The sequence below is a fragment of the Leptothermofonsia sp. ETS-13 genome, from assembly GCF_049200465.1.
Lineage (GTDB): Bacteria > Cyanobacteriota > Cyanobacteriia > Leptolyngbyales > Leptolyngbyaceae > Leptothermofonsia.
Genome location: NZ_CP120836.1, coordinates 1,472,286 through 1,493,703, shown reverse-complemented (window position 1 = coordinate 1,493,703; position 21,418 = coordinate 1,472,286). Strand labels below are relative to the sequence as shown.

At 50.1% G+C, this 21,418-nt stretch carries 27 protein-coding genes and 1 pseudogene; 13 read left to right on the top strand and 15 right to left on the bottom strand.

Going from position 1 to position 21,418, the window contains the following annotated elements; translation table 11 throughout:
• The first annotated feature begins 137 nt into the window (after nucleotides 1–137).
• On the top strand, nucleotides 138–1,343 hold the full coding sequence (locus P4D80_RS06685; protein ID WP_421658189.1) for a tetratricopeptide repeat protein: 1,206 nt from the start codon (nucleotides 138–140) through the stop codon (nucleotides 1,341–1,343).
• A gap of 7 nt (nucleotides 1,344–1,350) precedes the next feature.
• Here P4D80_RS06685 and P4D80_RS06680 read toward each other — a convergent pair whose 3' ends face one another.
• From P4D80_RS06680 to P4D80_RS06650, 7 genes and pseudogenes are all read right to left on the bottom strand, one after another.
• Nucleotides 1,351–2,100 (bottom strand): aromatic ring-hydroxylating dioxygenase subunit alpha, encoded by a 750-nt coding sequence (locus P4D80_RS06680; RefSeq protein WP_421658188.1) that lies wholly within the window; start codon nucleotides 2,098–2,100, stop codon nucleotides 1,351–1,353.
• A gap of 74 nt (nucleotides 2,101–2,174) precedes the next feature.
• Nucleotides 2,175–2,249: pseudogene (locus P4D80_RS06675) on the bottom strand (hypothetical protein); the annotation flags it as partial.
• Nucleotides 2,250–2,685: 436 nt separating this feature from the next.
• The gene (locus tag P4D80_RS06670; protein WP_421658187.1) at nucleotides 2,686–2,877 is read right to left on the bottom strand and encodes a hypothetical protein; all 192 of its coding nucleotides are present in this window, start codon (nucleotides 2,875–2,877) and stop codon (nucleotides 2,686–2,688) included.
• Between the two features lie 150 nt (nucleotides 2,878–3,027).
• A complete protein-coding gene (locus P4D80_RS06665; protein ID WP_421659498.1) occupies nucleotides 3,028–3,312 on the bottom strand; it encodes a BMP family ABC transporter substrate-binding protein in 285 nt (94 codons plus the stop codon).
• 60 nt (nucleotides 3,313–3,372) lie between these two features.
• The gene (locus tag P4D80_RS06660) at nucleotides 3,373–3,738 is read right to left on the bottom strand and encodes a hypothetical protein (RefSeq protein WP_421658186.1); all 366 of its coding nucleotides are present in this window, start codon (nucleotides 3,736–3,738) and stop codon (nucleotides 3,373–3,375) included.
• 423 nt (nucleotides 3,739–4,161) lie between these two features.
• The gene (locus tag P4D80_RS06655; RefSeq protein WP_421659497.1) at nucleotides 4,162–4,383 is read right to left on the bottom strand and encodes a GAF domain-containing protein; all 222 of its coding nucleotides are present in this window, start codon (nucleotides 4,381–4,383) and stop codon (nucleotides 4,162–4,164) included.
• A 9-nt stretch (nucleotides 4,384–4,392) separates the two neighbouring features.
• On the bottom strand, nucleotides 4,393–4,599 hold the full coding sequence (locus P4D80_RS06650) for a hypothetical protein (protein WP_421658185.1): 207 nt from the start codon (nucleotides 4,597–4,599) through the stop codon (nucleotides 4,393–4,395).
• Between the two features lie 323 nt (nucleotides 4,600–4,922).
• Here P4D80_RS06650 and P4D80_RS06645 point away from each other — a divergent pair, with 323 nt between their 5' ends.
• From P4D80_RS06645 to P4D80_RS06630, 4 genes are all read left to right on the top strand, one after another.
• Nucleotides 4,923–5,165 (top strand): hypothetical protein, encoded by a 243-nt coding sequence (locus P4D80_RS06645; RefSeq protein ID WP_421658184.1) that lies wholly within the window; start codon nucleotides 4,923–4,925, stop codon nucleotides 5,163–5,165.
• 574 nt (nucleotides 5,166–5,739) lie between these two features.
• Nucleotides 5,740–6,318: a helix-turn-helix domain-containing protein gene (locus P4D80_RS06640; RefSeq protein ID WP_421658182.1), complete on the top strand. Its 579-nt coding sequence runs from the start codon at nucleotides 5,740–5,742 to the stop codon at nucleotides 6,316–6,318.
• Nucleotides 6,315–6,443 (top strand): hypothetical protein, encoded by a 129-nt coding sequence (locus tag P4D80_RS06635; RefSeq protein ID WP_421658181.1) that lies wholly within the window; start codon nucleotides 6,315–6,317, stop codon nucleotides 6,441–6,443. The genes P4D80_RS06640 and P4D80_RS06635 overlap by 4 nt, the downstream gene beginning before the upstream one ends.
• 8 nt (nucleotides 6,444–6,451) lie before the next feature.
• Nucleotides 6,452–6,940 (top strand): transposase, encoded by a 489-nt coding sequence (locus P4D80_RS06630; protein WP_421658180.1) that lies wholly within the window; start codon nucleotides 6,452–6,454, stop codon nucleotides 6,938–6,940.
• Between the two features lie 28 nt (nucleotides 6,941–6,968).
• On the opposite strand, the gene P4D80_RS06625 is transcribed toward P4D80_RS06630, so the two are convergent.
• The 6 genes from P4D80_RS06625 to rpmH form a co-directional block, all read right to left on the bottom strand.
• Nucleotides 6,969–7,475, bottom strand: a complete 507-nt coding sequence (locus P4D80_RS06625) for a YceD family protein (RefSeq protein ID WP_421658178.1) — start codon at nucleotides 7,473–7,475, stop codon at nucleotides 6,969–6,971.
• Between the two features lie 49 nt (nucleotides 7,476–7,524).
• Nucleotides 7,525–8,022: a protein jag gene (locus tag P4D80_RS06620; RefSeq protein ID WP_421658177.1), complete on the bottom strand. Its 498-nt coding sequence runs from the start codon at nucleotides 8,020–8,022 to the stop codon at nucleotides 7,525–7,527.
• A gap of 8 nt (nucleotides 8,023–8,030) precedes the next feature.
• Complete coding sequence (gene yidC / locus P4D80_RS06615; RefSeq protein ID WP_421658176.1) at nucleotides 8,031–9,329, bottom strand: membrane protein insertase YidC; 1,299 nt, start codon at nucleotides 9,327–9,329, stop codon at nucleotides 8,031–8,033.
• Between the two features lie 121 nt (nucleotides 9,330–9,450).
• Nucleotides 9,451–9,852, bottom strand: coding sequence for a PH domain-containing protein (locus tag P4D80_RS06610; protein WP_421658175.1), 402 nt, complete (start codon nucleotides 9,850–9,852; stop codon nucleotides 9,451–9,453).
• A complete protein-coding gene (rnpA, locus tag P4D80_RS06605; protein ID WP_421658174.1) occupies nucleotides 9,839–10,255 on the bottom strand; it encodes a ribonuclease P protein component in 417 nt (138 codons plus the stop codon). Before rnpA ends, P4D80_RS06610 begins: the two co-directional genes overlap by 14 nt.
• Before the next feature lie 101 nt (nucleotides 10,256–10,356).
• A complete protein-coding gene (gene rpmH / locus P4D80_RS06600) occupies nucleotides 10,357–10,497 on the bottom strand; it encodes a 50S ribosomal protein L34 (RefSeq protein WP_421658173.1) in 141 nt (46 codons plus the stop codon).
• A gap of 648 nt (nucleotides 10,498–11,145) precedes the next feature.
• Here rpmH and P4D80_RS06595 point away from each other — a divergent pair.
• The 4 genes from P4D80_RS06595 to P4D80_RS06580 all read left to right on the top strand — a co-directional run bounded on the left by P4D80_RS06595 (nucleotide 11,146) and on the right by P4D80_RS06580 (nucleotide 14,807).
• Nucleotides 11,146–11,511: a hypothetical protein gene (locus P4D80_RS06595; protein ID WP_421658172.1), complete on the top strand. Its 366-nt coding sequence runs from the start codon at nucleotides 11,146–11,148 to the stop codon at nucleotides 11,509–11,511.
• Between the two features lie 6 nt (nucleotides 11,512–11,517).
• Complete coding sequence (locus tag P4D80_RS06590) at nucleotides 11,518–12,444, top strand: HlyD family secretion protein (RefSeq protein WP_421658171.1); 927 nt, start codon at nucleotides 11,518–11,520, stop codon at nucleotides 12,442–12,444.
• A gap of 173 nt (nucleotides 12,445–12,617) precedes the next feature.
• Nucleotides 12,618–14,300, top strand: coding sequence for a glycosyltransferase (locus P4D80_RS06585; RefSeq protein ID WP_421658170.1), 1,683 nt, complete (start codon nucleotides 12,618–12,620; stop codon nucleotides 14,298–14,300).
• A 66-nt stretch (nucleotides 14,301–14,366) separates the two neighbouring features.
• Complete coding sequence (locus P4D80_RS06580) at nucleotides 14,367–14,807, top strand: hypothetical protein (protein ID WP_421658169.1); 441 nt, start codon at nucleotides 14,367–14,369, stop codon at nucleotides 14,805–14,807.
• Here the strand turns inward: P4D80_RS06580 and P4D80_RS06575 are convergent.
• Both P4D80_RS06575 and ftsH read right to left on the bottom strand, forming a co-directional pair.
• A complete protein-coding gene (locus tag P4D80_RS06575; protein WP_421658168.1) occupies nucleotides 14,768–15,538 on the bottom strand; it encodes a polysaccharide lyase in 771 nt (256 codons plus the stop codon). The genes P4D80_RS06580 and P4D80_RS06575 overlap by 40 nt on opposite strands.
• A gap of 335 nt (nucleotides 15,539–15,873) precedes the next feature.
• Nucleotides 15,874–17,727: an ATP-dependent zinc metalloprotease FtsH gene (gene ftsH / locus P4D80_RS06570; protein WP_421658166.1), complete on the bottom strand. Its 1,854-nt coding sequence runs from the start codon at nucleotides 17,725–17,727 to the stop codon at nucleotides 15,874–15,876.
• A gap of 1,080 nt (nucleotides 17,728–18,807) precedes the next feature.
• Here ftsH and P4D80_RS06565 point away from each other — a divergent pair.
• The 4 genes from P4D80_RS06565 to P4D80_RS06550 all read left to right on the top strand — a co-directional run bounded on the left by P4D80_RS06565 (nucleotide 18,808) and on the right by P4D80_RS06550 (nucleotide 21,416).
• Complete coding sequence (locus tag P4D80_RS06565; protein ID WP_421658165.1) at nucleotides 18,808–19,494, top strand: fasciclin domain-containing protein; 687 nt, start codon at nucleotides 18,808–18,810, stop codon at nucleotides 19,492–19,494.
• Between the two features lie 261 nt (nucleotides 19,495–19,755).
• Complete coding sequence (locus tag P4D80_RS06560; protein ID WP_421658164.1) at nucleotides 19,756–19,911, top strand: hypothetical protein; 156 nt, start codon at nucleotides 19,756–19,758, stop codon at nucleotides 19,909–19,911.
• Between the two features lie 404 nt (nucleotides 19,912–20,315).
• Nucleotides 20,316–20,579, top strand: coding sequence for a linear amide C-N hydrolase (locus P4D80_RS06555; protein WP_421658163.1), 264 nt, complete (start codon nucleotides 20,316–20,318; stop codon nucleotides 20,577–20,579).
• A gap of 18 nt (nucleotides 20,580–20,597) precedes the next feature.
• Complete coding sequence (locus tag P4D80_RS06550; protein ID WP_421659496.1) at nucleotides 20,598–21,416, top strand: linear amide C-N hydrolase; 819 nt, start codon at nucleotides 20,598–20,600, stop codon at nucleotides 21,414–21,416.
• Nucleotides 21,417–21,418: the final 2 nt, after the last annotated feature.

Below are 21,418 nucleotides of genomic sequence, written 5' to 3'. Positions count from 1 at the left end.
AGGAGTAAGGGGGGGATGGGGAGATGGGGAATGGGGGGATGGAGTAGTAGAGTGATGGAATAGAAGAGTCAGGATAGACTGAGCCTGCTCTTCTCCGTCAGAATTCTGTTAGAGTTGCGAAAGCGTTGCTTAGAAAGATGGATACCTCTCCCATCAACCCTTCTCCAGATCCTCCCCAGCCACCAGAGCCATCTTCCTTCAAAGCGCTGTTGAAATGGTTAGAAACTGCATCCTGGCAGCGTTTAGTGCTGTTGGGGTTGGGGCTGATGGTTGCCCTGATTGTGCCAGGGGTGGCTGGGATGATGGCGGTTCGGAATTTACTGAAGGTGGCAGAATCTCCCGACTGCCAGACCAATTTATCTTCTTCTGATAATCCGTCATCAGTACTCCTTTACTGTGCTGATGAAATGGCCCGGAACAAAACAGTAGAGAATCTGCGTGACGCGATTAAGTTGATCAGTTTGATTCCAACGGGCGATCCACTGCGAATGACAGGCGATCGCCGCCTGGAACAGTGGTCCCAGGATCTACTTGATCTGGGAGAAGCGGCCTATCAAGAAGGGAACCTGGATCGAGCCATTAATATCGCACGACTGATTTCCATTAACAGTCGCGTTTACCCCACGGCAATTAACCGTATTGATGAGTGGAAGAAGAGTTGGGAGAAGGCAGAAGAAATTTACAACAAGACCCAGGATGCGATTGAAAGGCAAGAGTGGACGGGGGCTTTGAACATTGCCAGAAAACTCGTGAGATTGGGCAACCGCTACTGGGAAACCACGAAGTATCAAGAATTGCTCAACAGAGTACAGGCGGGCAGAGAGCAGCAAAAAGCGGAGAGAGCGGCAGTCGAAAAAGTCCGAGCTAATCCTTTTCAGAGTTTTGCTAAATGGGAGCGGGGCTTTGAATTGGAGGCCATCAACCATTTGCGCCGAGCAAAAGAATTGGCGCGATCGGGAACGCTGAAGGGGTTGAAGGCAGCGGTCGAAGAAGCCCAGCAGATCTATTACGGCACCCCAACTTATGAGGAAGCCCAACGATACATTGAAACCTGGCAACGGCAAGCTGAAACAATAGAAGATCGCTACTATTTAGATCGGGCCATACGATTAGCCAGTCGCGGCAACGAAAGCTCCCTCCAGGCTGCGATTGACGAAGCTTTTATGGTTTCTCCGATGGGCAGTTTGTATGAGGAAGCCCGTAGCCGCATTGACCAGTGGATGGATCAGCTGTACCGAATGAAGTATTCGTCTCCCGCAACGTCCACCTCCGAAAAAAGAGGCGATTCTTATCGCATACCCGAACAATCCAAAGTGAGTCCTGCCTCAGAAAAACAACCCTAAAACAACCCTAAAGGATGCCATAGGTGATACCAAGCTGCTTCAGCCATTTGCGATACATCAATGTGGAGCGATCGCTGGGCACATGAAACTCCAGCGGCACATTCAGGGGCAGTTTCTTCGGAAAATGGGACTCCAGATTATTCAAATCCTGTAAAACAATCTTGTCCTGAAATGCCCGAATCTTCTCATCGGAGATACTATGGGCATAATTTAATGAGCCGCTCATCCAGGCAATACATTCCTCTTCGCTAACCGAGGCCACATTGTAGAGCAGAGTCAGACAATCCCCATTGGGGCTGTACTTACGCAAATAAGCCGTCAGCGGACGAAATGCCCAGTAGTCATAAATTACAAAATCTCCAACACCTGTTCCGTAGGGATCGGGTTGCCAGACGCGGATATTCTTTGCAAAGAGACCATCCTCATTAATTACCACTTCGTAGTCTTCAATTTCCGGCCTGTCCAGGTCGCCAAGAATGCCTCCGTGAATGAAGGGAAAGTGGGCAACATCCAAAAAGTTTTCAATTGCACGGTAGCCGTTTGAACAGATGAAATAAGGTCCAGCTAGATAACAGTGGTAGGCTGGCTTATCCCATTCTGGAAATGCCACCAGGTCTTTTTCGGGTTCTCCCAGACAAACATAAACCAGGTTGTAGCGCTCCTTGACCTGGAAGGTGCGGGCACAGGCTTGCCTGGGTGGTGCGTAACCCGGATGAGCTGGTACCCTGATACACCGTCCTTCCGGGTTGTAAACCATGCCGTGATAGGAACAGCCAGAGTATTGCCCTCAACCCTGCCATTGGAAAGGCGGACACTGCGATGGGGGCAACGATCCTCCCAGGCATGCGCCTGTCCATCTCCGCCACGCCATACCACCAGGTCCGTATCCAATAACCGGAACTTCATCAAGGTTCCCGGCTGTAGATCCTGCCCTTTGACAACGGCATGCCAATCATTCGAAAGAACCGGATCCTTCCCCTTTCCATTGGTATTGCTTTCAGTCGTACTGTTGGCATAGAGATCGGTCGTTTGGATCATGGAATAGCCTCCGAATGAGGTTGATTATGAAGCGTGGGGTTTTTGGTTGGGGTGAACAGCCGTTCGCCTGTACAGAGATAATTTCTCATAAATCGGCGTTGCTGCATTTGGGTATGAAATAGGCACTGTATGCTCGAAACTCCGTTTCGATTCATAAGTAGGTAGTCATCATTAATTGGTAAAGGGAGGAGTGGGGGCTGCACCCCCCTGCCTGGGGGGTGCAGCCCCCTCCACCCCCGAAATTATCCTTAATTTAATTGCGCCTAGCTACTTACTGCTTTTCAGCAACGCCCATAAATTCTCCTTATTTCAGCACAAAGGGGACTTTGAGAGTACCTGATGCAATTTGGGCACGGGTTTCCTCGATTTTCTTGATGGTGTCTTCTCTAACGGTGTCTTTAGAGTTAGGTGGAATGTCAACCCGAATGACATCTTCCACTACTGCCATCTGGTAAAACTTGTTGTCAAAGTTCCCAGAGGCCGTATCTTCTAGCATTTTGCTAAATAACGGTCCATATTCCAGATCAGGTTGGCAGCCACCACTTTGGGTCCCTAAGAAGACATATCACCCACGTAGCTGGTAACGTCCCCCCTTCGTATTGGCGGCCTGGATAGCCCCCAGCGCCGGTCCGATACCACAGCCAATCTAGAAATCTACACCCGTGTCAGCCTGGGCGATCGCGGCCTCCTTCCCCTTGGTCACGTCGTACCAGTCTCCTGCTGCCGAGGCCACTAGCTTGACATCGGGACGTTCGGTTTTAGCTCCTGCCAGCATCGCTTCTCCCATAGAGTGACAAACGGGAATGTCAAACCCATAAATTGCCCCCAACTTACCCGTTTTGCTAAGCTTGGCAGCTACCAACCCCACCATAGAAGCTCCCTGGTAGAAGGGCTGATCATAATCTGCTACGTTCTTACCCGTTTTTTTGATACCACCCGCCTAGGCAAAGCTTACGTTCGGGTAGTCTTTTGCCACTTGAAAAACAGCTTCCTAGAAATTGAAGGAATGGGCAACGATAGTGGTATAGCCTGCATCGGCAAATTGCCGCAAAACTCTAGGCGCATCTGCGGGGGAAACAGACTCTGCGATCGCCACATCCACTCCTTTCGCTTTTAATGCCTGGGCCGCATCATAGGCGGCCTGATCCCAGGATTGGTCATTTGGTAGCCCTGGTAGAACAACCGCCAGACGTTGCCCTTTCTTATCAGCGCTGGCATTGCCAGTTTCAGTCGGGGATGGAGAAGAAGTCTGAGTCGGCTGTTGAGTTGCACATCCTGCCATCACCGCCAGGGGAACGGTTAAAGCAAAACTAAACACGGCAACCTTCAAACGCTTTGAAGCGGTACCAAACACCATAAAACCTCCTCAACCAAACAAAAATAATTTTCAAGCTGCTGTTTCAGCAGCATACCTGTACGTCGTTACTGATTCCAGGGATGAAAGTTATAGCGGTCGTCATTGTGGTTAGGACGGGGTACAGGGGTGGAACCCCTGGCTGGGGGCGAAGCCCCCACTCCCTCTCTAATTCCAATGTCCTAACGCACCTGCGTAGAGCTATGTAGAGCTGTAAGTTAGGATGAATTGCAACTTTCAGTTCATCCTGCTGTTCAATAACATCCCTGGATCAAGACCACTACCTGGTATATTCGCTTATCCATTTCTGAAAATCTGTAACCTGTAACTCCTATCCCCAATGGATTTGGAGAGCAGTAGAGCCTTGTGATAGTTTGGGTGAGGATTTTTAGGCGTTCACGCTCTAAGAGTAATTTCTATGCAGGATTACCAGATTTGAGCAATCTGGACAGCGGCAGATTCAGCCAGTTCAATCAGAGCCTGCTCTGCATCCTGGTCATAGGGAGTTCCATTCATTCGGTTGAGTACCATAAGCGCACCCAATAAGCGTCCTTCGTGAATCAATGGAACTGCCAGCGCTGTTTCAATGTCCAATGCTTTTACCTGATCTTGCCGTACCCGGCTATCTCCACCTGTCTGGCAGACCAGAATAGGTTGTTACTCCTGAAAGGTAATCCCGCATAAACCAGAGGTTTCCTTTTGCCCGCGCCGTTCTGCGATCGCACCAGCATGTTTACCAACCGCTGCTGCATAGTAAACGGTCTTGCCTTCATCTTTAGCCAGAGCCACAACCGCCGTTTCTGCATTAACCCGTGTTTGAGCCTGGGCAGCAATTTCGGTCAGAAGTGGATGGGAATTGCTCATATCTGAGTAAGGAGTGAGGGGTATAGGGTGATGGGGTGGTGAGGTGAATGAGTTCTGAGTTTTGAGTTGTCCAAATACCTGATCCAGTCCCTAGCCCTCAGTCCCTGCTCCTCTGGCTTCCTTCCTCTTTCTTTGCCAACTGGTGATCGCTTAACCGCCTGGATACAGCGTGCTGAGTTTAACCTGCTCCTTTTAGAGGAAATATATCTGTGGACTTATGGCAAGTAAAGTTAATGTTTTTTAACATAGAAGCTATACAGAAATCGTTTAGCAATTCGCGGTGCTCTGTTCCTTTGTTGTCTCGCTTCGAATAAGAGCTAATCATGAAAAATCGTCCAGCAGAATTTCATCCGGTTTTGAGAGAGTTGAAGCGGGGCATCTGGTTTCTTGGCATTTCCTCCTGGTTGTTTGGAATTACAGACAGAAGTATTGCCTCCTTTTCTGACGGTTACCTGTCTGCATTAGATGTGATTCAACTGCTTACTGCCCTCTTTTTCTTTGTTGCCTGGTTATTTTTAAAGCCCGGCCAGTCCACAGAAGGATGGGAAGGAGGCGGGGAAGAGTGAGGTTATACCAATTCAATATGAGGATGCGTAGAATCAGAACCCTCTGTAGTATCCCTTGGTAAGGAGGACGGTGACAGCTGGGGGGTGATAATGTACAGCTTCATAAAACATTGGTATTAGTTGTTAGTTGTTGATTGTTAGTTGCTTAGAGAGGGGTGAGGGGTGAGGTGAAAACTCAAAACTCATAACTTACCCCCCTATCACTCATCCACCCATCCACTCCTTTACTCCATCACCTTTTCGCTCCATCACTCATCGACCCATCCCTCCTCTAATAACTGAAGCCAATAGCTAATGTAGAGTCCTATAGCGGTAGTCATTGTGGTTAGGACGGGGTGCAGGGGTTCCACCCTTGGCTGGGGGCGAAGCCCCCACTCCCTCTCTAATTCCAACGTCCTAACGCACCTGCGTAAAGCTATAAATCAGCTGCGATATAAAGAGACCTTACAAGAAGGAGTTCCTGAGGAACTCCTTCTCGCAATCCAAATAGGATCGCTATAGCTATACGCTCGCTAGTACCGCGCGGCGGAAATGGGCATATCCTGAAGGAGTCGGTGTTGGAGGATTGAGTCTGATGCCTGGTCCTGCCCTTCCCGCCCTGATTGTGAGTGAATCCGAGCGTCGCGAACTAGAGCGGTTGGTGAAGCGACCGAGTACACCCCAACAACTGGCATTGCGAGCGCAGATCATTCTGCGTGCCAGCCAGGGAGACAGCCAAGGTCAGATTGCTCGAGAGCTCGGCATCGGGGAGCAGATGAGTCGCTGTTGGCGGCGGCGCTGGCAAGCGCTACAGACCTGTGAGTTGCCAGTGTCGGAGCGCTTAGCCGATGCCCCCCGTCCCGGTGCCCCCGCCACGTTTACCTTGGAGCAAATCACTCAACTCTATGCCCTCGCTTGTACCCCGCCCGAGCACTCTGGACGCCCCATCAGTCACTGGACCCCTCCAGAGTTAGCCGATGAACTGGTCAAACAAGGCGTTGTGGCGCGGATCAGTGGTCGCCCTGTCGGGCGTTTGTTAGCCGAAGCCGAACTGAAACCGTACCAGAGTCCCTACTGGCTTCATCCCCCCCCGACCCGGACTTTGCCACCAAAGTCCAAGACATCTGCCAGGTCTACGAACAAGTGGCTGCGCGGGCCGAACGTGGGGAGATGACCTACAGTCTTGATGAAATGACGGGCATCCAAGCCTTGGAGCGCGTAATGCCGGATATTGAGATGAAACCCGGACGCTGTGTGCGGGTGGAATTTGAGTACCAGCGTCATGGCCCCAAAGCCTGATTGCCACCTTGAATGTCGCCACTGGACGCATTGACCAGGCGACTGTGGGCGACACCCGAACCGAGCAAGATTTAGCGGCTCATCTCGACGCCCTACTCGCCCAAGTCACCGATGCCCCTAAAATTCATCTGGTCATGGACTGTCTCAACACCCACCAATCGGTAGCTCTGGTGCCACTGGCGGTCGCCCTGGAACCCGAACCACCGCCGTTAGGGCGCAAAGGCAAATCCGGCATCCTGAAATCGATGGCCACCCGGGCTGCTTTCTTGAGCAATCCACAGCACCGCCTGGTCATACATTTCACCCCAAAGCATTGCTCCTGGCTCAACCCAATCGAAATCTGGTTCTCCATTCTCAGGCGCAAGTTGCTGCGACGGACCAGTTTCACTAGTCAAGCTCAGCTCAGCGCCAAGATTCTTGACTTCATCGACTACTTCAATCGCACCATGGCCAAACCTTTCAAGTGGAACTATACGGGCAAGCCTCTGACCTCATGATAGCTATGTGTTGTTATGCCGCTGGGTACTAGTTACTGGAAAATTGTTCCCTTAGAGCCTCTAGCGATGCCCAGCGTTGATCAACAACTGGCTTCTCAGGCTTGTTAGGTAGTTGAATACCTGCGCAGCTCTGGTCACAAATCTGCTGTTGGGGAATTTCCAGGGATAACTGCTCGTATAGCCATGTGGTTGGATCAAAATATCCCCGTGGGGGTAATGTTTCAACTAAATCTTCAGGTGAAATATCCCGGTCCAGGAGATCCAGATCATCCTGTTTAGCGGCCTCATCCAGCCAAATCAATTCCGTTGGTGCGATCGCCAGCCGGTAGTTATACTGCTTCAAACAGCGATCACAACTCAGGGTGATAATCGTTTCTGCCTTTGCCGAAACCTCCAGATAATTTCCCTTATGGGAAACTTTCATCTGTCCCTTTACAGGAGTGAGAGACTCTAGCCCTGGGACTGCTTCATCAAATTCAATAACCTCAGTCTGATGAAGGGCCTTCGTCAGTCGTGGAATATGAATTGGTTCCATATGCTTGTGTACTCCCTAAACAACCAGGAGCAAACAGTTCTAGCTTAGCTCAGGACTCGTTTTTTAAGAGACGAACAACCAGGCGGCGATCGGGCTCATGACCTCGACTATAGGTTTCCAGATCTTCGTACCCTTTCAGCATCGTATGCACCTGTCGCCGCTCTGCTGAGGACAGAGACTTTAGCTCAAATTCTTCGCCGGTTTGACGAACCTGTTCTGCTGCCTGCTCCGCCATTTGCTTCAACTCTGAGTAGCGGTGTAAACGGTAACCATCCAGTTCAACGGTAAACGCTCCCTGCTTCTCTGGATCCTGCCCCAGATTCAGAATGGCATTCATTAAGTACTGGATAGAATCTAACACATGACCATCTACACCTGTGAGGCATTCGATTTGTTCAGGAGTTAAACCCGATTCGTCAATCGTGATCCAGCAACTATCCTCTGCGAAAGGCGGATTAGGTTCAACGCTCACCGACGATGGCAACCCTGCCAGATGGAGCAAGTTCTCAAGCCATTGTTGTCCACGCTCTACTAAGCTCGTATCCATGGTGGACCTCAGGTTTTCTTCTTAGGACGTCCCGGCCCAGAGGATGGAGTACCCTTGCCTCCCTTATTTTCCTTCGGTTTTGGAGTCGGTGACTTGGGAGCAGGAGGTTTAGCAACAGGCTTATCAGTCTTAGTTGCCTTTGGCTCGGCTTTCGCTTCTGGCTTAGTTTCTGGCTCTTTCTTGGGGCGATTTGGCTCAAATGGGAGCGCATCCTTCCCTTTGTTGATCGCTTTCTCCTCGGCTTCCACCAGTTTTTGAATCTCTTCTGGCAAGGGTTCCCGTGACAGAATGAAGGTTTGGAGGGTCTGGAAGATATTGGCAATCACCATATACATCAGAACCCCAGCCGGAAGCGGGAAGAACAGAAACATTCCAGAGAAGATGATGGGAGTGATTTTGTTGACCGTGTCTTGATTTGGGTTGGAGCTAGGCCCCTGGCCTGAAAGAAGCTGGTTGATGTAAATACTCACTCCAAAGAAAATGATCATCCCGACGATGTCCCAGTGGACTGTTCCATCCGGGTCGATCGCCCCTACTCGTCCCAGGGCATCAATAAACAAAAATCCTTTATCGGCAGCCAGACCGGGAATTACCCCTTTAATGGCAACATCTCCAGGCTGGAGGGCTTCAATCGTGCCATCCTCGTTGATCTTGATCCGCTCAGCGCCATTTGTAACTTCCACGCGAGGAACCAACTTATCGGCAGTTTCGGGATAATCCTTCAACAACTCTCCCAGGGGCCTACCTTCTGTGGTCTGAAACTCAATGCGAGTCTTTTCGCCCACTACTAATTTGGTGCCACCGGGAACTACCGCCACAACAGGGGCATGGACATTATCAGAGAAGTAGATGTTTTGAGGAGAGGTTGAAAACGCCTGAGGCCGAATTTCTTCGATCTGCTCCCGTGGCAAAATCTGAAAGTTAATGGTGTAAGATACGTCTGAAAACGGCGAGCCCCGTAGGGTGGCAAACAAGGCGAACAGAATAGGCATTTGTAGCAAGAGAGGGAGACACCCAGCCAGGGGGTTTCCCAGCTCCTGCATAACCTTTGCCATCTCCTCCTGTTGCTTCTGGGGATCGTTTTTATAGCGCTCTTTAATTTCCTGCTGCCGCTTTTGCATGATCGGCTGGACGACTTTCATGCGGCGCATATTGCGAATCGACCCGGCACTTAAAGGATAAAGGGCGAATCGAATCACTAGCGTCAGAGCCACGATCGCGAGTCCATAGCTGGGCACAATCCCGTAAAAGAAATCCAGGATTGGCAGCATTACATTGTTGGAGAGAAAACCAATTCCAAAGTCCATTCGATGAACGTCGCCCCTTGTACTCTGAACTGTCCGTATTTAAGTCTATCCAAAATATGACCAGCATACACGCAAGTATCGAGCAGTCGGCAAGTAGGGTTATTACACCACTCACAATTGCCTAGCTATTTGAGCTACCCAATGCACCACTGGCGGCCCTGGCCTTGGGAGAAATTTTGTCGATGATGTAGTTGTAGATGTCCCGAAACTTGGGTACAGCTCGCAATTCCAGGCGGCTACCGTCTTTTAGGGTTATTACCATGTCTCCCCAACTGCCAATTCCACGAGGGACTGTGACAACCTTCGCAATTTCGGAGTAGATAATATCGGAGCGATCGCGCCCCATCCAGCCACCTGTGACTGAAATCCGGCGGTTGGTAATCCGGTAGCGCAGCCACAATGCCCGCACAATCGCCCCAACTGTCAGGGGCAGACAAATGACCGTAAATCCCAGCAATACATTAATAATGAGGTCACCAATATGGGGACCCCCCTCGTAATAAACTTCTTCACGAATGCCCATTGAGCACCTCGGCGTCCATCAACAATTGCTCTAATTCTCGCAGAAATTGAATATAATCGCACTGCACGGCTGATGGATGTACGACGATCACCAGACTCCAACCGGATGGAAAGGCTGGTAAGAGTTGGTACAGTGCCGCCTGAATCTGTCGCTTAATTCGGTTACGAACGACCGCTCGTTTGCTCACCTTCTGACTGATGGAAACTCCGATCCGTGTTGGAGGTAGATGATTCAAGCCAAATGGTTTCTGTGTTGCCGATGCTCCTTCAAAGGGCGGGTGATCGCAAACAGGTTGCTTCAATGCAACGAGAGTTAAGTGACGACTTCTTCTGCGATCGCCCTTTTGGTAGACACGATTGAAGTCTTCCCGTTGTCTGAGGCGGTTTGCTTTAGGCAGCGCCACAAATCACCTTCGACTGAAACAACCAGGCATTAAAGACGCTGGTACTCCCGCGCCCTACATTTATACTTCAGACAACCGCCTGAACTAAGCTATTGCCCTCATTAAGCCACCGCCAAACGGGCACGTCCCTTACTACGACGGGCCTTCAATACTCGCCGACCATTTTTGGTTCGCATCCGGGCACGAAAACCAGAAGTCCGCTTACGCTTGCGGCGAGTTCCGCCCAGAGTTCGTTGTGTCATTATTAGCCTTTCCCTGTTTCCAATTTAGACGCAAAAGCCACAGTTTATGATTCTAGCATTAATAGAAGACTTAGTTTCAACTTTTAAGCGGGAAATATCTGTGAACTGGAGAAATTGGTTGCCTGAACTGTGGAAACCACTTAAACAGAACCAGCTACAGAGTTACTTTTGATACATTTTGTTCATTTTAATTCAAGACTCCCAAAGATTCTTCATGAAAACTTTGTTAAAGATGTCCGGATTTTTACGGTTTCCACACGCATTGCTAAAACTTTCTCGATTACGGTTACGACAAGGTTAGTGAGTTCATTTCAACGCGAGACAAGATAAGAATAAGAATGAATTTCCAACTTCAATTTCTTTAGACTGGTTCGCTCGAAGTTTAGGGGTTCGAAGGTTTGAGGTTCCAAAGTGCCAGAGGGTATCTCCCTTTTATTGCTGGGGTGAATTATCTACTCAAGGATTGGTATGGTTTGAGTGAACCTGCTGAACGGTAACACCTTCAGAGATTCTAGAAAAGTTGCAAATCACTTTACTGGGATCAGGTGCAGTGGATTGGTAGCCAGGACAGTTAAATGCGTTAAACACTACTTGCCGGGTGTTGTCTTGGATTTTGATGTCATTGTTCTGCTGTTGAAGCTTTAATCCATGTTAGACACGCCTTCAAAGCGGGTTCCTTCGGAAAGGAATCCGGTGGTCTCTCCTGAGATCTTTTACAAGTTTGCTGAAGATGACAAAAAGCCATCTTTTCGGTGGCGGTTGCTAGTTGCAGGTACTTTTCTGGGGATGGGGTTGGTGGCAGCGGCGGTTGGAATCGCGTCGATTACCTATCGTCTCACGCATTTAACAGTTGACAATGGGTTGGTGAATGGTCGGCAGGTTCGCCTGCAGGCACCCATTAATGGTGAAATTAAAGACTTTTTTGCTCGTCCTGGGGTGGCAGTCCGCACTGGGCAGGTTCTGGTTCGCCTGGCACCGGGTTCACAACAGGAGCAGTCATTGTTGCAACTTTAGGGAGAAGTGGCTGCTAAAACAGCCCAACTTACGGCAGCGCGTGAGTTCTTAGCGCTATTGAATCAGCAATTGCAGAGTCTTAATGGTCAAGACCAGACGTTGCAAACAGTCAACACAAAGATTGCCAGTGATGATGTTTCAAAGAATCGGGCAGGGGTGGATGCGGCGATCGCCGCCGAGAAAGCTGCCCGTTTAGAGTACGAGCGCTATCGCAAACTGGCAGCCGATGGAGCCGTTTCGCGCCAGTTGGTTGAACAGCTACAGGCGGAATGGTTGGCGGCTCAGGCGGTTGTCTCCCAGGCAAAGGCAGCGCTGAACTCAACCCAAACATCGCTCTATGCTCTGTCAGGAGGAGTTCCACTGAATAAAAGTTCCAGTTTGCAAGAGCAACGCCTCAGTTTAGGGCGCTCAATTGAAGCACAGGAAAGTGTGATCAAAACACTGGAGACGGAACTGGTAACCAATCGCAAGCAGCTTCAGCAAGCGAAGGCCAACTTGAGCGATCGCCGCGACATTGAAGTAACCGCTCCCTTTGCGGGCGTCGTTTATACGACAGAGCACGATGCCGGGGAGCAGATTGACCGCCCTGATGTGCTGCTGACGCTATTGGATTGTAATGATCTCTGGGTTGAGACACTGGTTAATGCAGAGCAGGCAAACCGAATTGACGCTGAAAAACCAGTTCGGGTGCAAATGGTCGGTGAGTCTGGCACGCTGGTTGGCAAGGTGGAGCTAGTAGAAGCTATGAGTCGGGCTGAATTAGCAAAAGACTCGGCCCGATCGCTGTTGCCCACGGTTCCATCCCAACTGGCTGGACAACCGATCGCGCGAGTCGTTGTGCGCATTCCGCCGACAACGCAACAGGAAGAAGCCCTCAAGCTTTGCGGTGTTGGGCAAACTGCCCGTGTGACCTTCAACATGAAGCTGCTGTGACGCCTGTAGCAGGTGGTAGGTGATAGGTGCGCCAGGGGTAGAAACCAGGCTTTTTCTTTCACCTTTTGCTTCATAGCCTGACATCCGCTGCAAAAACCTGTGTTGCAATGTTCATTTAACCATTGGGGGCTTTTTAGCAAGCAACCCCAATCTACTTCACCCATTAAACATCTATGGCAACGGCTGACAAACCTCAGAAGCCTCTAAGCTCCCAGCTTGACGCAATTACCCTTCTAATCTTTGCTGTTACGGGTTTAGCAGGGATGCACTTCATCGGTCATCCGGGGAATTTTTCCCGGATCGATATTGTTGGCTTGATTGGGCTGGGAGTGATTGGTATTTTTCGATGGAGCTGGTTTATTGTGCGGGTAATTCGCTCACGCATTTATCTGCATTGGGTTTTTCCTCGTTGGCGGCGGGCAGCAAACCGCATCCCGGTTGAAGCTCTGCCTCACATGTGCTTTTTAGTGCCGACCTATAAAGAGCAACCCTGGATTACGGAACGGGTGTTTCGAGCGATCGCCCAGGAAGCCAGAACCCTGGTTCAGCCAATTACTCTACTTGTCAACAGCAGCGGCGATGAAGAAAATGCAGCCATCCGGGCAGTGTTAGAGGTAGACGATCTAGACTACGCCCGGTACATCCATTTGATTCAAATGACGCAGAAGGATGGCAAACGGAAGGCAATGGCCGATGCTTTACGCAAGCTTGCAACCCTGAATTTGCCACCCGACACGGTGATTGCCCTGATGGATGGTGATTCTGAGCTAGCTCCTGGCACACTGCGGCAATGTCTGCCTTTTTTCCGTTTGTTTCCTGAGATGGGTGCCCTGACGACCGATGAACTGCCACTGGTTAAAGGGTCTTACTGGTTCTCGGAATGGTTTCATCTCCGCTTTGCCCAACGGCACTACCAGATGTGCTCTGAATCCTTATCCCACAAGGTCATGTGCTTAACGGGACGGTTCTCCCTGTTTCGAGCTGAAACTGCTCTCGATCCTTCCTTTGCCGGGCAACTGGAAAGTGATACCCTGAATGACTGGCTCTGGGGACGGTTTCAGTTCCTATCGGGGGATGACAAGAGTACCTGGTTCTGGCTGTTACGGCGAGGCTTTGACATGCTTTACATTCCCGATGCCCTCGTCTATTCCATTGAAACCCTCTCTGGTGGAGTGATTGACCGCGCTTACCAGAACATGCGCCGCTGGTATGGCAATATGCTACGGAATAATGGGCGAGCGATCGCGATCGGCCCGCGTATACTGGGCTGGTTTACCTGGTACAGCCTGATCGATCAGCGAATCAGCATTTGGACTTCACTCCTGACACCCGGTTTTCTAGTAGTTGCGTTGGTTCAGGGAAACTGGAAAGTCGCAGGGCTAATCCTGTGCTGGATTGTGTTCAGCCGCACGGTGATGCTGTGGATTGTTTTCTGGTGGCGGGACTCTTACCTGAAGTTAGTTCACCTGCCAATTCTGCTACTAACTCAGTGGAGTTCTTCTTTAGTCAAGATCTGGACTCAGATGAACCTGGCCCGCCAAAGCTGGACTAACCGGGGGAACCAGAGTATCTCGGCGGAGGGAACTGGAAGTAAACGAGCTCTCAAGTTAGGAACGTCGCGCTTATTGCTACTCTGTCAGCTCTTTGCCTTTGGCATATTCCTCTGCTGGTTGGCTGGAGTGCTAAACCCCATGTGGGATCTGGTAGGGCTGTGGCTGAACCAGAAAGTAGCTCAGCAGCCAAAGGTGCAGGTCGTTGAAGCGGGCGATCGCGGCATCATTCCGAATGACAACCGGGATGATGCTAAAGCCTTGCAAGCATTGATTGACCGTCTTCCCTCCGACCGTCCTGTTTAGATTCAGCTTCCGATTGGTGAAATTGACTTTTTCCATCCAGTAAAAATCGAACGTAGCAATCTCATCTTGAAAGGACAGGGCGTTGCCAGAACCATCCTGCGTTCTCACCTCGATCCATCAATGGGAGAAGCCGTGCTAACGGTCAAACCGGAACAAGCTACCTCGGTTCACCTGGTCGTGGATCAGGCTGGAGCCGAAAAGCAACCTGAATTGTTCCTTCATGATGTAGAACTCAGCAGCTTTTCTCTAAGGCAAACAGCCTCCCATGCAATAGCAATTGACCAACCTCTGGTAGATGGCCTTCTGTTAGAAGGCGTAGAGGACTCTTCGGTCAAGCACCTTTCGCTCGAACGCGGCAATCGTCATTCTTTGATTCTCAGCCGGACACGAGATATTGCGATCGAGTACGTTCGCCTGGAAGATGATTCCAAATCTGGTGGAATTGTACTGCGAGATGCCACCAATACTCAGACCCGTGGCTTTACCCTGCCCGCTTCCTCGTCTTGATGGATTGCAGAAACGGAAAAATCTGCAAAATCCACATAAACATCTTTAGGAGTTGCCCAGGAGGAATCACTACCGCCAAAGAAAGTAGAGAAAAAGAGCCCATCCAGCCTTAAATCACTAACCCGACGAAAAGTAAGCCCATCCTTATCTAAAACAGGCTTGCCATCAAACCAAACCCGAATCCGCCCATTCCGCTGATTGGGTTGGTTTAAAACCACCTCCTGTTCCAGGTGATGCCAGACTCCAGGCTGGAACTGCCAGTTCCCCCTACTAATTGATGTTCCATACCTTCTGCTGGTTGGTAGATAGGCATATACCTCGCCATCACCATTTCGCCGCCACATGAAGCGGGTAGAAAAGCCATCCTTGCCATCGGGTGTGTCTCCGCCGCTATTGCCCTTTCCACCAAATAAACCAGGTAGTTTGCCCCCTTTGACAAACTCAAAGTTTTTGGAGAAGCGGACGTAATAACTCAAACGCAAAGCCGTTTGCGGCGGAATTCCCAGATCGGCGTAGAACTGTGCTCCTCCTAGAGGTACCCCCTTTCTACGAGCCACAGTAGGGCTGGCGGAACCTGCTGGATAGCGGACTCTCAAAATCTTTGAGAATCTCCTCTGTGGGTCGGGGATGACGGTGATATTTTGCAATCCCCAGGAGCCTTTTTCCTTTACTCCCCACTGAGATTCCCAGTTACTGGAGAATTTGCTCGTCCAGAGCACAGATTGAGTCACTGGGGACTTTATTGGCTTTGGAGCAGTGGATTCAGCCGCTGTAGGGAGTGGTTGATTGCAACCGCTGAATAGGGAGAGGAAAAGCTGATGCCAAGCACTAGGCTGTATAGAATCCAACGCATGAGGGTTTAGTAGACAGCAGGGGACAGGGGTGAAGGGGTGAGGGATAGAGGGATAGAGGGAGTAGGGAAATCCCCTATCCCTCTATCCCTCCATCCCCCTATCCCCATTGACTTAGAACGATTAAGCCAGGGTTGTCTGCATCAGCGCTGTATCTTCTGGTAAATTACCCGTCATCAGCCAGGTATCCATCTCTGGGGGAGCTACGGCTCGATTCAGGCGATCGCGCAGAACCTCCCCCCTTCCAGAACTTCTTTGCCAAGCAGTTCCTGAGCAATTTCCTCCAGTAAGTCTCGGTTCTTATCCAGGATTGCCAGAGCAATGTGGTGTGCCCGTTCGACAGTTTCCTTGACTTCATTATCAATTTCCTCAGTTACTTTAGGACTGACAGAGCGACGGGGAGAGCTGTAGCCTTCCAGAAACTGGGCCTGTGGCTTCTCGAATGCCACCGGACCGAGGTAGTCGCTCATGCCATAGAGCGTTACCATCCGTTCTGCCAGGTCAGTCGCTTTTTGAATATCATCACTGGCCCCGGTGGAAACAATGTTGTTGAAGATCAATTCCTCTGCTGATCGCCCACCCAGCAGGGTTGCAATTCGACCCCGAATTTCGTCTTCTGCCATCAGAAACCGATCTTCTTCAGGCAGTTGCAGGGTGTAGCCGAGGGCACCGACACCCCGCGGCACAATAGAGATCTTTTCAACCTTGCCTGCACCCGGCATCAGGGCACCCACGATCGCATGACCGACCTCGTGATAAGCTACCCGTTTCTTCTCCTGCTCATTGAGAACACGGGATTTCTTCTCCAACCCGGCAACGACCCGCTCGATCGCTTCATTGAAGTCTGCCATCGTAACGGCCTGACGGTTATTACGGGCAGCCAGGAGTGCGGCTTCGTTCACCAGGTTGGCCAGGTCAGCCCCAGCAAAGCCAGGAGTACGAATGGCGATCGTACCTAAATCTACATCCTCTGCCAGTTTGACGTTGCGGGCATGCACTTTAAGAATGGCTTCTCGCCCAATTTTGTCGGGCCGATCCACCAGCACCTGACGGTCAAATCGACCTGGACGGCGCAAAGCAGGGTCAAGGATTTCGGGACGGTTAGTGGCGGCAATGATAATGACTCCGGTGTTGGCGTCAAACCCATCCATTTCAGTCAGCAACTGATTGAGGGTTTGTTCCCGCTCGTCATTACCACCAAACATGCCACCCTGAGCTCGTGACTTACCAAGGGCATCCAATTCATCGATAAACACAATACAGGGAGCCTGCTGCTTGGCCTGCTCAAACAGGTCACGAACACGGGAAGCGCCTACCCCCACAAATAGCTCAATAAACTCTGAGCCAGAAATGCTAAAGAATGGAACTCCGGCTTCCCCGGCAATCGCCTTTGCCAGTAGTGTCTTACCCGTACCGGGAGGACCAATCAATAGCACACCTTTGGGAATCTTGGCACCCAGGCGAGTGTACTTGCTGGCATTTTTAAGGAAGTCTACAATTTCCTGTAGCTCAACCTTGGCCTCATCCACTCCAGCCACATCCGTAAACTTCACCCCAGTGCTGCCTTCGGAATAGATGCGGGCTTTGCTCTTACCCACTGTGAGTGCCTGAGGGCCACCGCCTTGACGATTTAGCAGCCAACCCCAAATGCCAAAGAAGATGAGCGGTGGTACCACCCAACCAAGCAGGGTCGAAATCCAGCCATTGTTGTTGGGGGGTGGGGCACCGAACTCGACTCCATTCTCCCGTAGAATCTTGGGTAAATCGAGATCAACTGCGACAGGAGTGGTAGTGTATACGCGGGGGCGCTGGGCTTCATTCGTAGGGGCATTAGGATCGGGTTTGAGAATAAATTGAATCTGATTATTGCCCACCAGTGCCTGATCGACTTTGCCAGCTTCCACCTGAGCAATAAAGTCGCTGTAGGGAATCTGGGGAGGGCGTGGGCCGAAACTGGGAATCACGAAGTTCAATAATAGGAGCAACGTGATTAAAATTAACAATCCGCCCCCAAGTTGCCGGGGTTTCGGCGTTTTGAGGGGAGGTCCTCCATTCGTTTTTACGGGCATGCCGATAGCTCCTTTTCTATAGTTATTAGCTATTAGTTGTTAGTGATTAGCGGCCAAGAGCCAATTGTTATAGGCTTTTTGTTGAGTTAGCCACATCCCTTAAGAGGCCGGGGGCTAAAAAGTGGTTTACACTCTTGAAACCAGCTGTAAGTCGCTCAACATTAAAAACTGAAGATGATTAAAGGCTGTTGGCTACTATCAAGTTCAGCTTAAATCCGAAGCTTTTACTTACTGTTGATCAACTAACAACTAGCAACTAACTACTTACTATCGGTATTCTCTAAAAGATTTTTGAGTTGTAGCTAGGTGAGAAATCCGAACATCAGGGCGATCGCTCCAGCCCCAAGAAATGACTTTGGTCTGACCACACAGTGTTGATTAACAGTGAGTTTTGAAGAAGGCGACAGGCAAAAGGGTGGATGAGTAGATGGGTGGATGAGCAGGTGAGTTTTGAGTTCTGAGTAGCTCCCGATACCTGCCTACCCCCCACCCCTGACTTCTGACTCCTGGCTTCTGAACTCCTGACTCCTGAGTGCTGCTGTACACAATTCATTGCTGTTGTTTGCAGGCTTGATTCCATCTTAAGGCTGAGGGGCTATGCCTATCAGACAGACTTTCAGACAATATAGCTGTAGCCATCGGGCTTAGGACAGGGTGCAGGGTTTCCACCCCTGGCTGGGGGCGAAGCCCCCACACCCCCCTTAAAGCCAATATTCTAAGCAACCTGGCGACAGTTATAAAAGATTCTAGTTGTCCATGGTTCATCAATGACTGGAGCAAGGAAAATAGTACATGTTATCTGGAATACATCCTATGCTCTTGTGATAACAAGTTTGCAAAGCCAAACCTTGCATGACTTTGCTGTTCCTTTGAGCGGGCAATCGTTTCAGTATTCATGCCTAAATAATGCTTCTCCGTAGGGGCTGGTAGTCTAAACCCTACCTGCACAAGAAATCTATCTTAAGGAGCATTCTGGGTTGGGACTTAAGGGCGATAAAATACGCTTCTGGGTTCATAGAGACTTTAAGGTGCCGCAATATTCTTAAACAGAACTTTATGGTCTGTACGGAGTTTGCACCAATGAAAATTCAAACGGTAAAGCACTCAGTCAGCAAAGTTGCAGGTTTGATAGCGATCGCCTTGACTACTGCTCTGTTCAGCCTTCCGGCACTGGCAGGCATTGGCGAAGCTGTAAATCGAATGAACCAAAAGCCCCAGTCATCCTCTAAAGAAACCCCAACGGCTCCTGCTTCTACAACTACTGAACCCACGGCTCCTGCGCCAATGACTACTGAGCCTGCTGCTCCTACTCCAACAACTCAAGAACCGCAAAGCAAGCCTCAGGCGGCTGCAAGTGGCACAATTGTCGATGTAGCTTCTTCCAACAGTTCTTTTAAAACCCTGACCGCTGCCCTGAAAGCCGCTGGTCTTACCCAACAACTTTCTGGTAAAGGCCCATACACAGTCTTTGCACCGACTGACGCAGCATTTGCAGCCCTGCCTGAAGGAACCGTAGAGAAGTTGCTGAAACCCGAAAACAAGGAAGTCCTCAAGAAAATCCTGTCTTACCATGTGGTTTCGGGTAAAGTTGAATCCACTGACCTGAAAACCGGACAGGTGCAGACAGTTGAAGGCGCCCCCGTCGAAGTCAGTGTTAGTGGCAGCAGCGTCATGGTAAACGATGCTAAAGTCACGACTCCCGACATTAAGGCAACCAATGGGGTGATTCACGTCATTGATAAGGTGATTCTTCCACCCGGAATCTAACGTTTCAGTTTGGGACCACGCATACCAATCCTGGGGCACGGCAATGCTGTGCCCCTCCTTTCATCTCATCCACCATCACCTCTTCCATCCTCTGAATGCAGAAAAAAATTACTTTGGACAAATGGTATAAAACAGTACTCTATAGCCCATCAATTTGGAGGAAAGTCGCTTAAGACTCGCTTAAGACTTAAGATCTGACGGTGCAAAATAGCTGCAATTTCCTCTATAGAAAAACTGTTAACCCATGCCACTGTTGTAACGATGAATCCTGAGCGGGATGTGTTGGAGGATGCAGAGATGGTCACTGTTTCTGAAACAGAAGTGATACGGGACTCTCAGAAAACGGCAGACGCACTGGCAAAACGGGCGGGAACTGATCGCTTCAAGCGGCATCCCTGGCGATCGCTGGCAACCTGATTATCCCCTCTGATAGGGGTTTTCATTTGAATGAGGTACGGGAGTGTGAGGTACAGTGAGGGTACAGAGCACCCTCACTATACCTCACATCCTTGAAAAGGGCTATAAGATTCTCTGTGAGCATTGGCATAGAGTCAAAGGGCAGCGTTCATGCGTTTCTGAAAGTCTTCGCCCTGTGAATGAATGTAGAAACCCCACAGCGCTAGTTTATCTCCCTTCTCATTGGGGAACGCAATTGAAAGAAAATGTTAATGCCTTTATATAAGGGTAAATTTTTAAGGTAGAGTGTGCCTAACTTTCTGAAGAAAGAATTTAATGGAAACTCAATCACGATTAACCTTCGCTCTCATTTAAGTGGGGGTCTTTCCTCTCCAAGAAAGTCCATTTAAATCCAAGAAAGTCCATTGAACAAAGTCTTGCAAGATTCGGTTGATATGGAAACGATTCAGAAAATGGTTCGTCATGCATTATCCATTCTGCTGGTATGTGCGACATGGTCCTTAAGCCTACCCATCTTAGCCTGTACACGAGTGCTCTACCAGGGGCCAGCGGGTCGAGTTCTTACTGGCCGCACAATGGATTGGAAACTGGAAATCTTGAGCAATTTGTGGATTTTTCCACGGGGTATGAAGCGTCATGGTGCGGCTGGGCCTAACTCACTGACCTGAACTTCTAAATATGGCAGCCTGGTTGTTAGCGGCTACAACGTCTCGACTGTTGATGGCATGAACGAGCCAGGGTTGGTGGTGAATGCTCAATGGTTAGTCAATTCAAAATATCCTAAAGACGATGGCAAAACCCCACGAATGTCGTTGTCAATCTGGCCGCAATATTTTCTGGACAATTTTGCAACCGTTGCTGAGGCTGTCGCCCATATCCGTGCTAATCCGTTTCATGTGGCAACAGGAGAGGTGCCAGGCCAGACAGGGCGACTGGCAACCATTCACTTATCGCTATCAGATGCTACAGGTGATAGCGCTATCATGGAATGGGTGGATGGAAAATTGCGGATTCACCACGATCGCCGCTACCAGGTAATGACTAATGAGCCCGTGTTCGAAGATCAGCTGGCGATCGCCCAATACTGGCAGCAGGTGGATGGTTTGACCTTTTTGCCAGGTACCAGTCGCGCCACTGATCGCTTTGCCCGTGCCAGCTTCTATATCAACGCCATCCCCCAAACCGATAACCCTCGCATAGCCGCCGCCTCTGTATTCAGCGTCATCCGAAATGCCTCAGTTCCCTACGGCGTCAGTCTATCGGATCAGCCTAACCTTTCGACTACTCGTTGGCGTGTTGTCGCTGACCAAAAAGACAAGCTTTACTACTTCGAGTCTGCAATTTCCCCCAATGTCTTTTGGGTCGATCTCAAAAAAGTCGATTTCTCTGCAAAGTCTGGTGTGAGGACACTTGACTTGGGCAACAATCAGCAGATTGTGTTTTCGGGCGAGGTGTCTAGCCGATTTGTGGCAGCAAAGCCGTTTGTGTTTGAGCCTGCTCAGTAGGG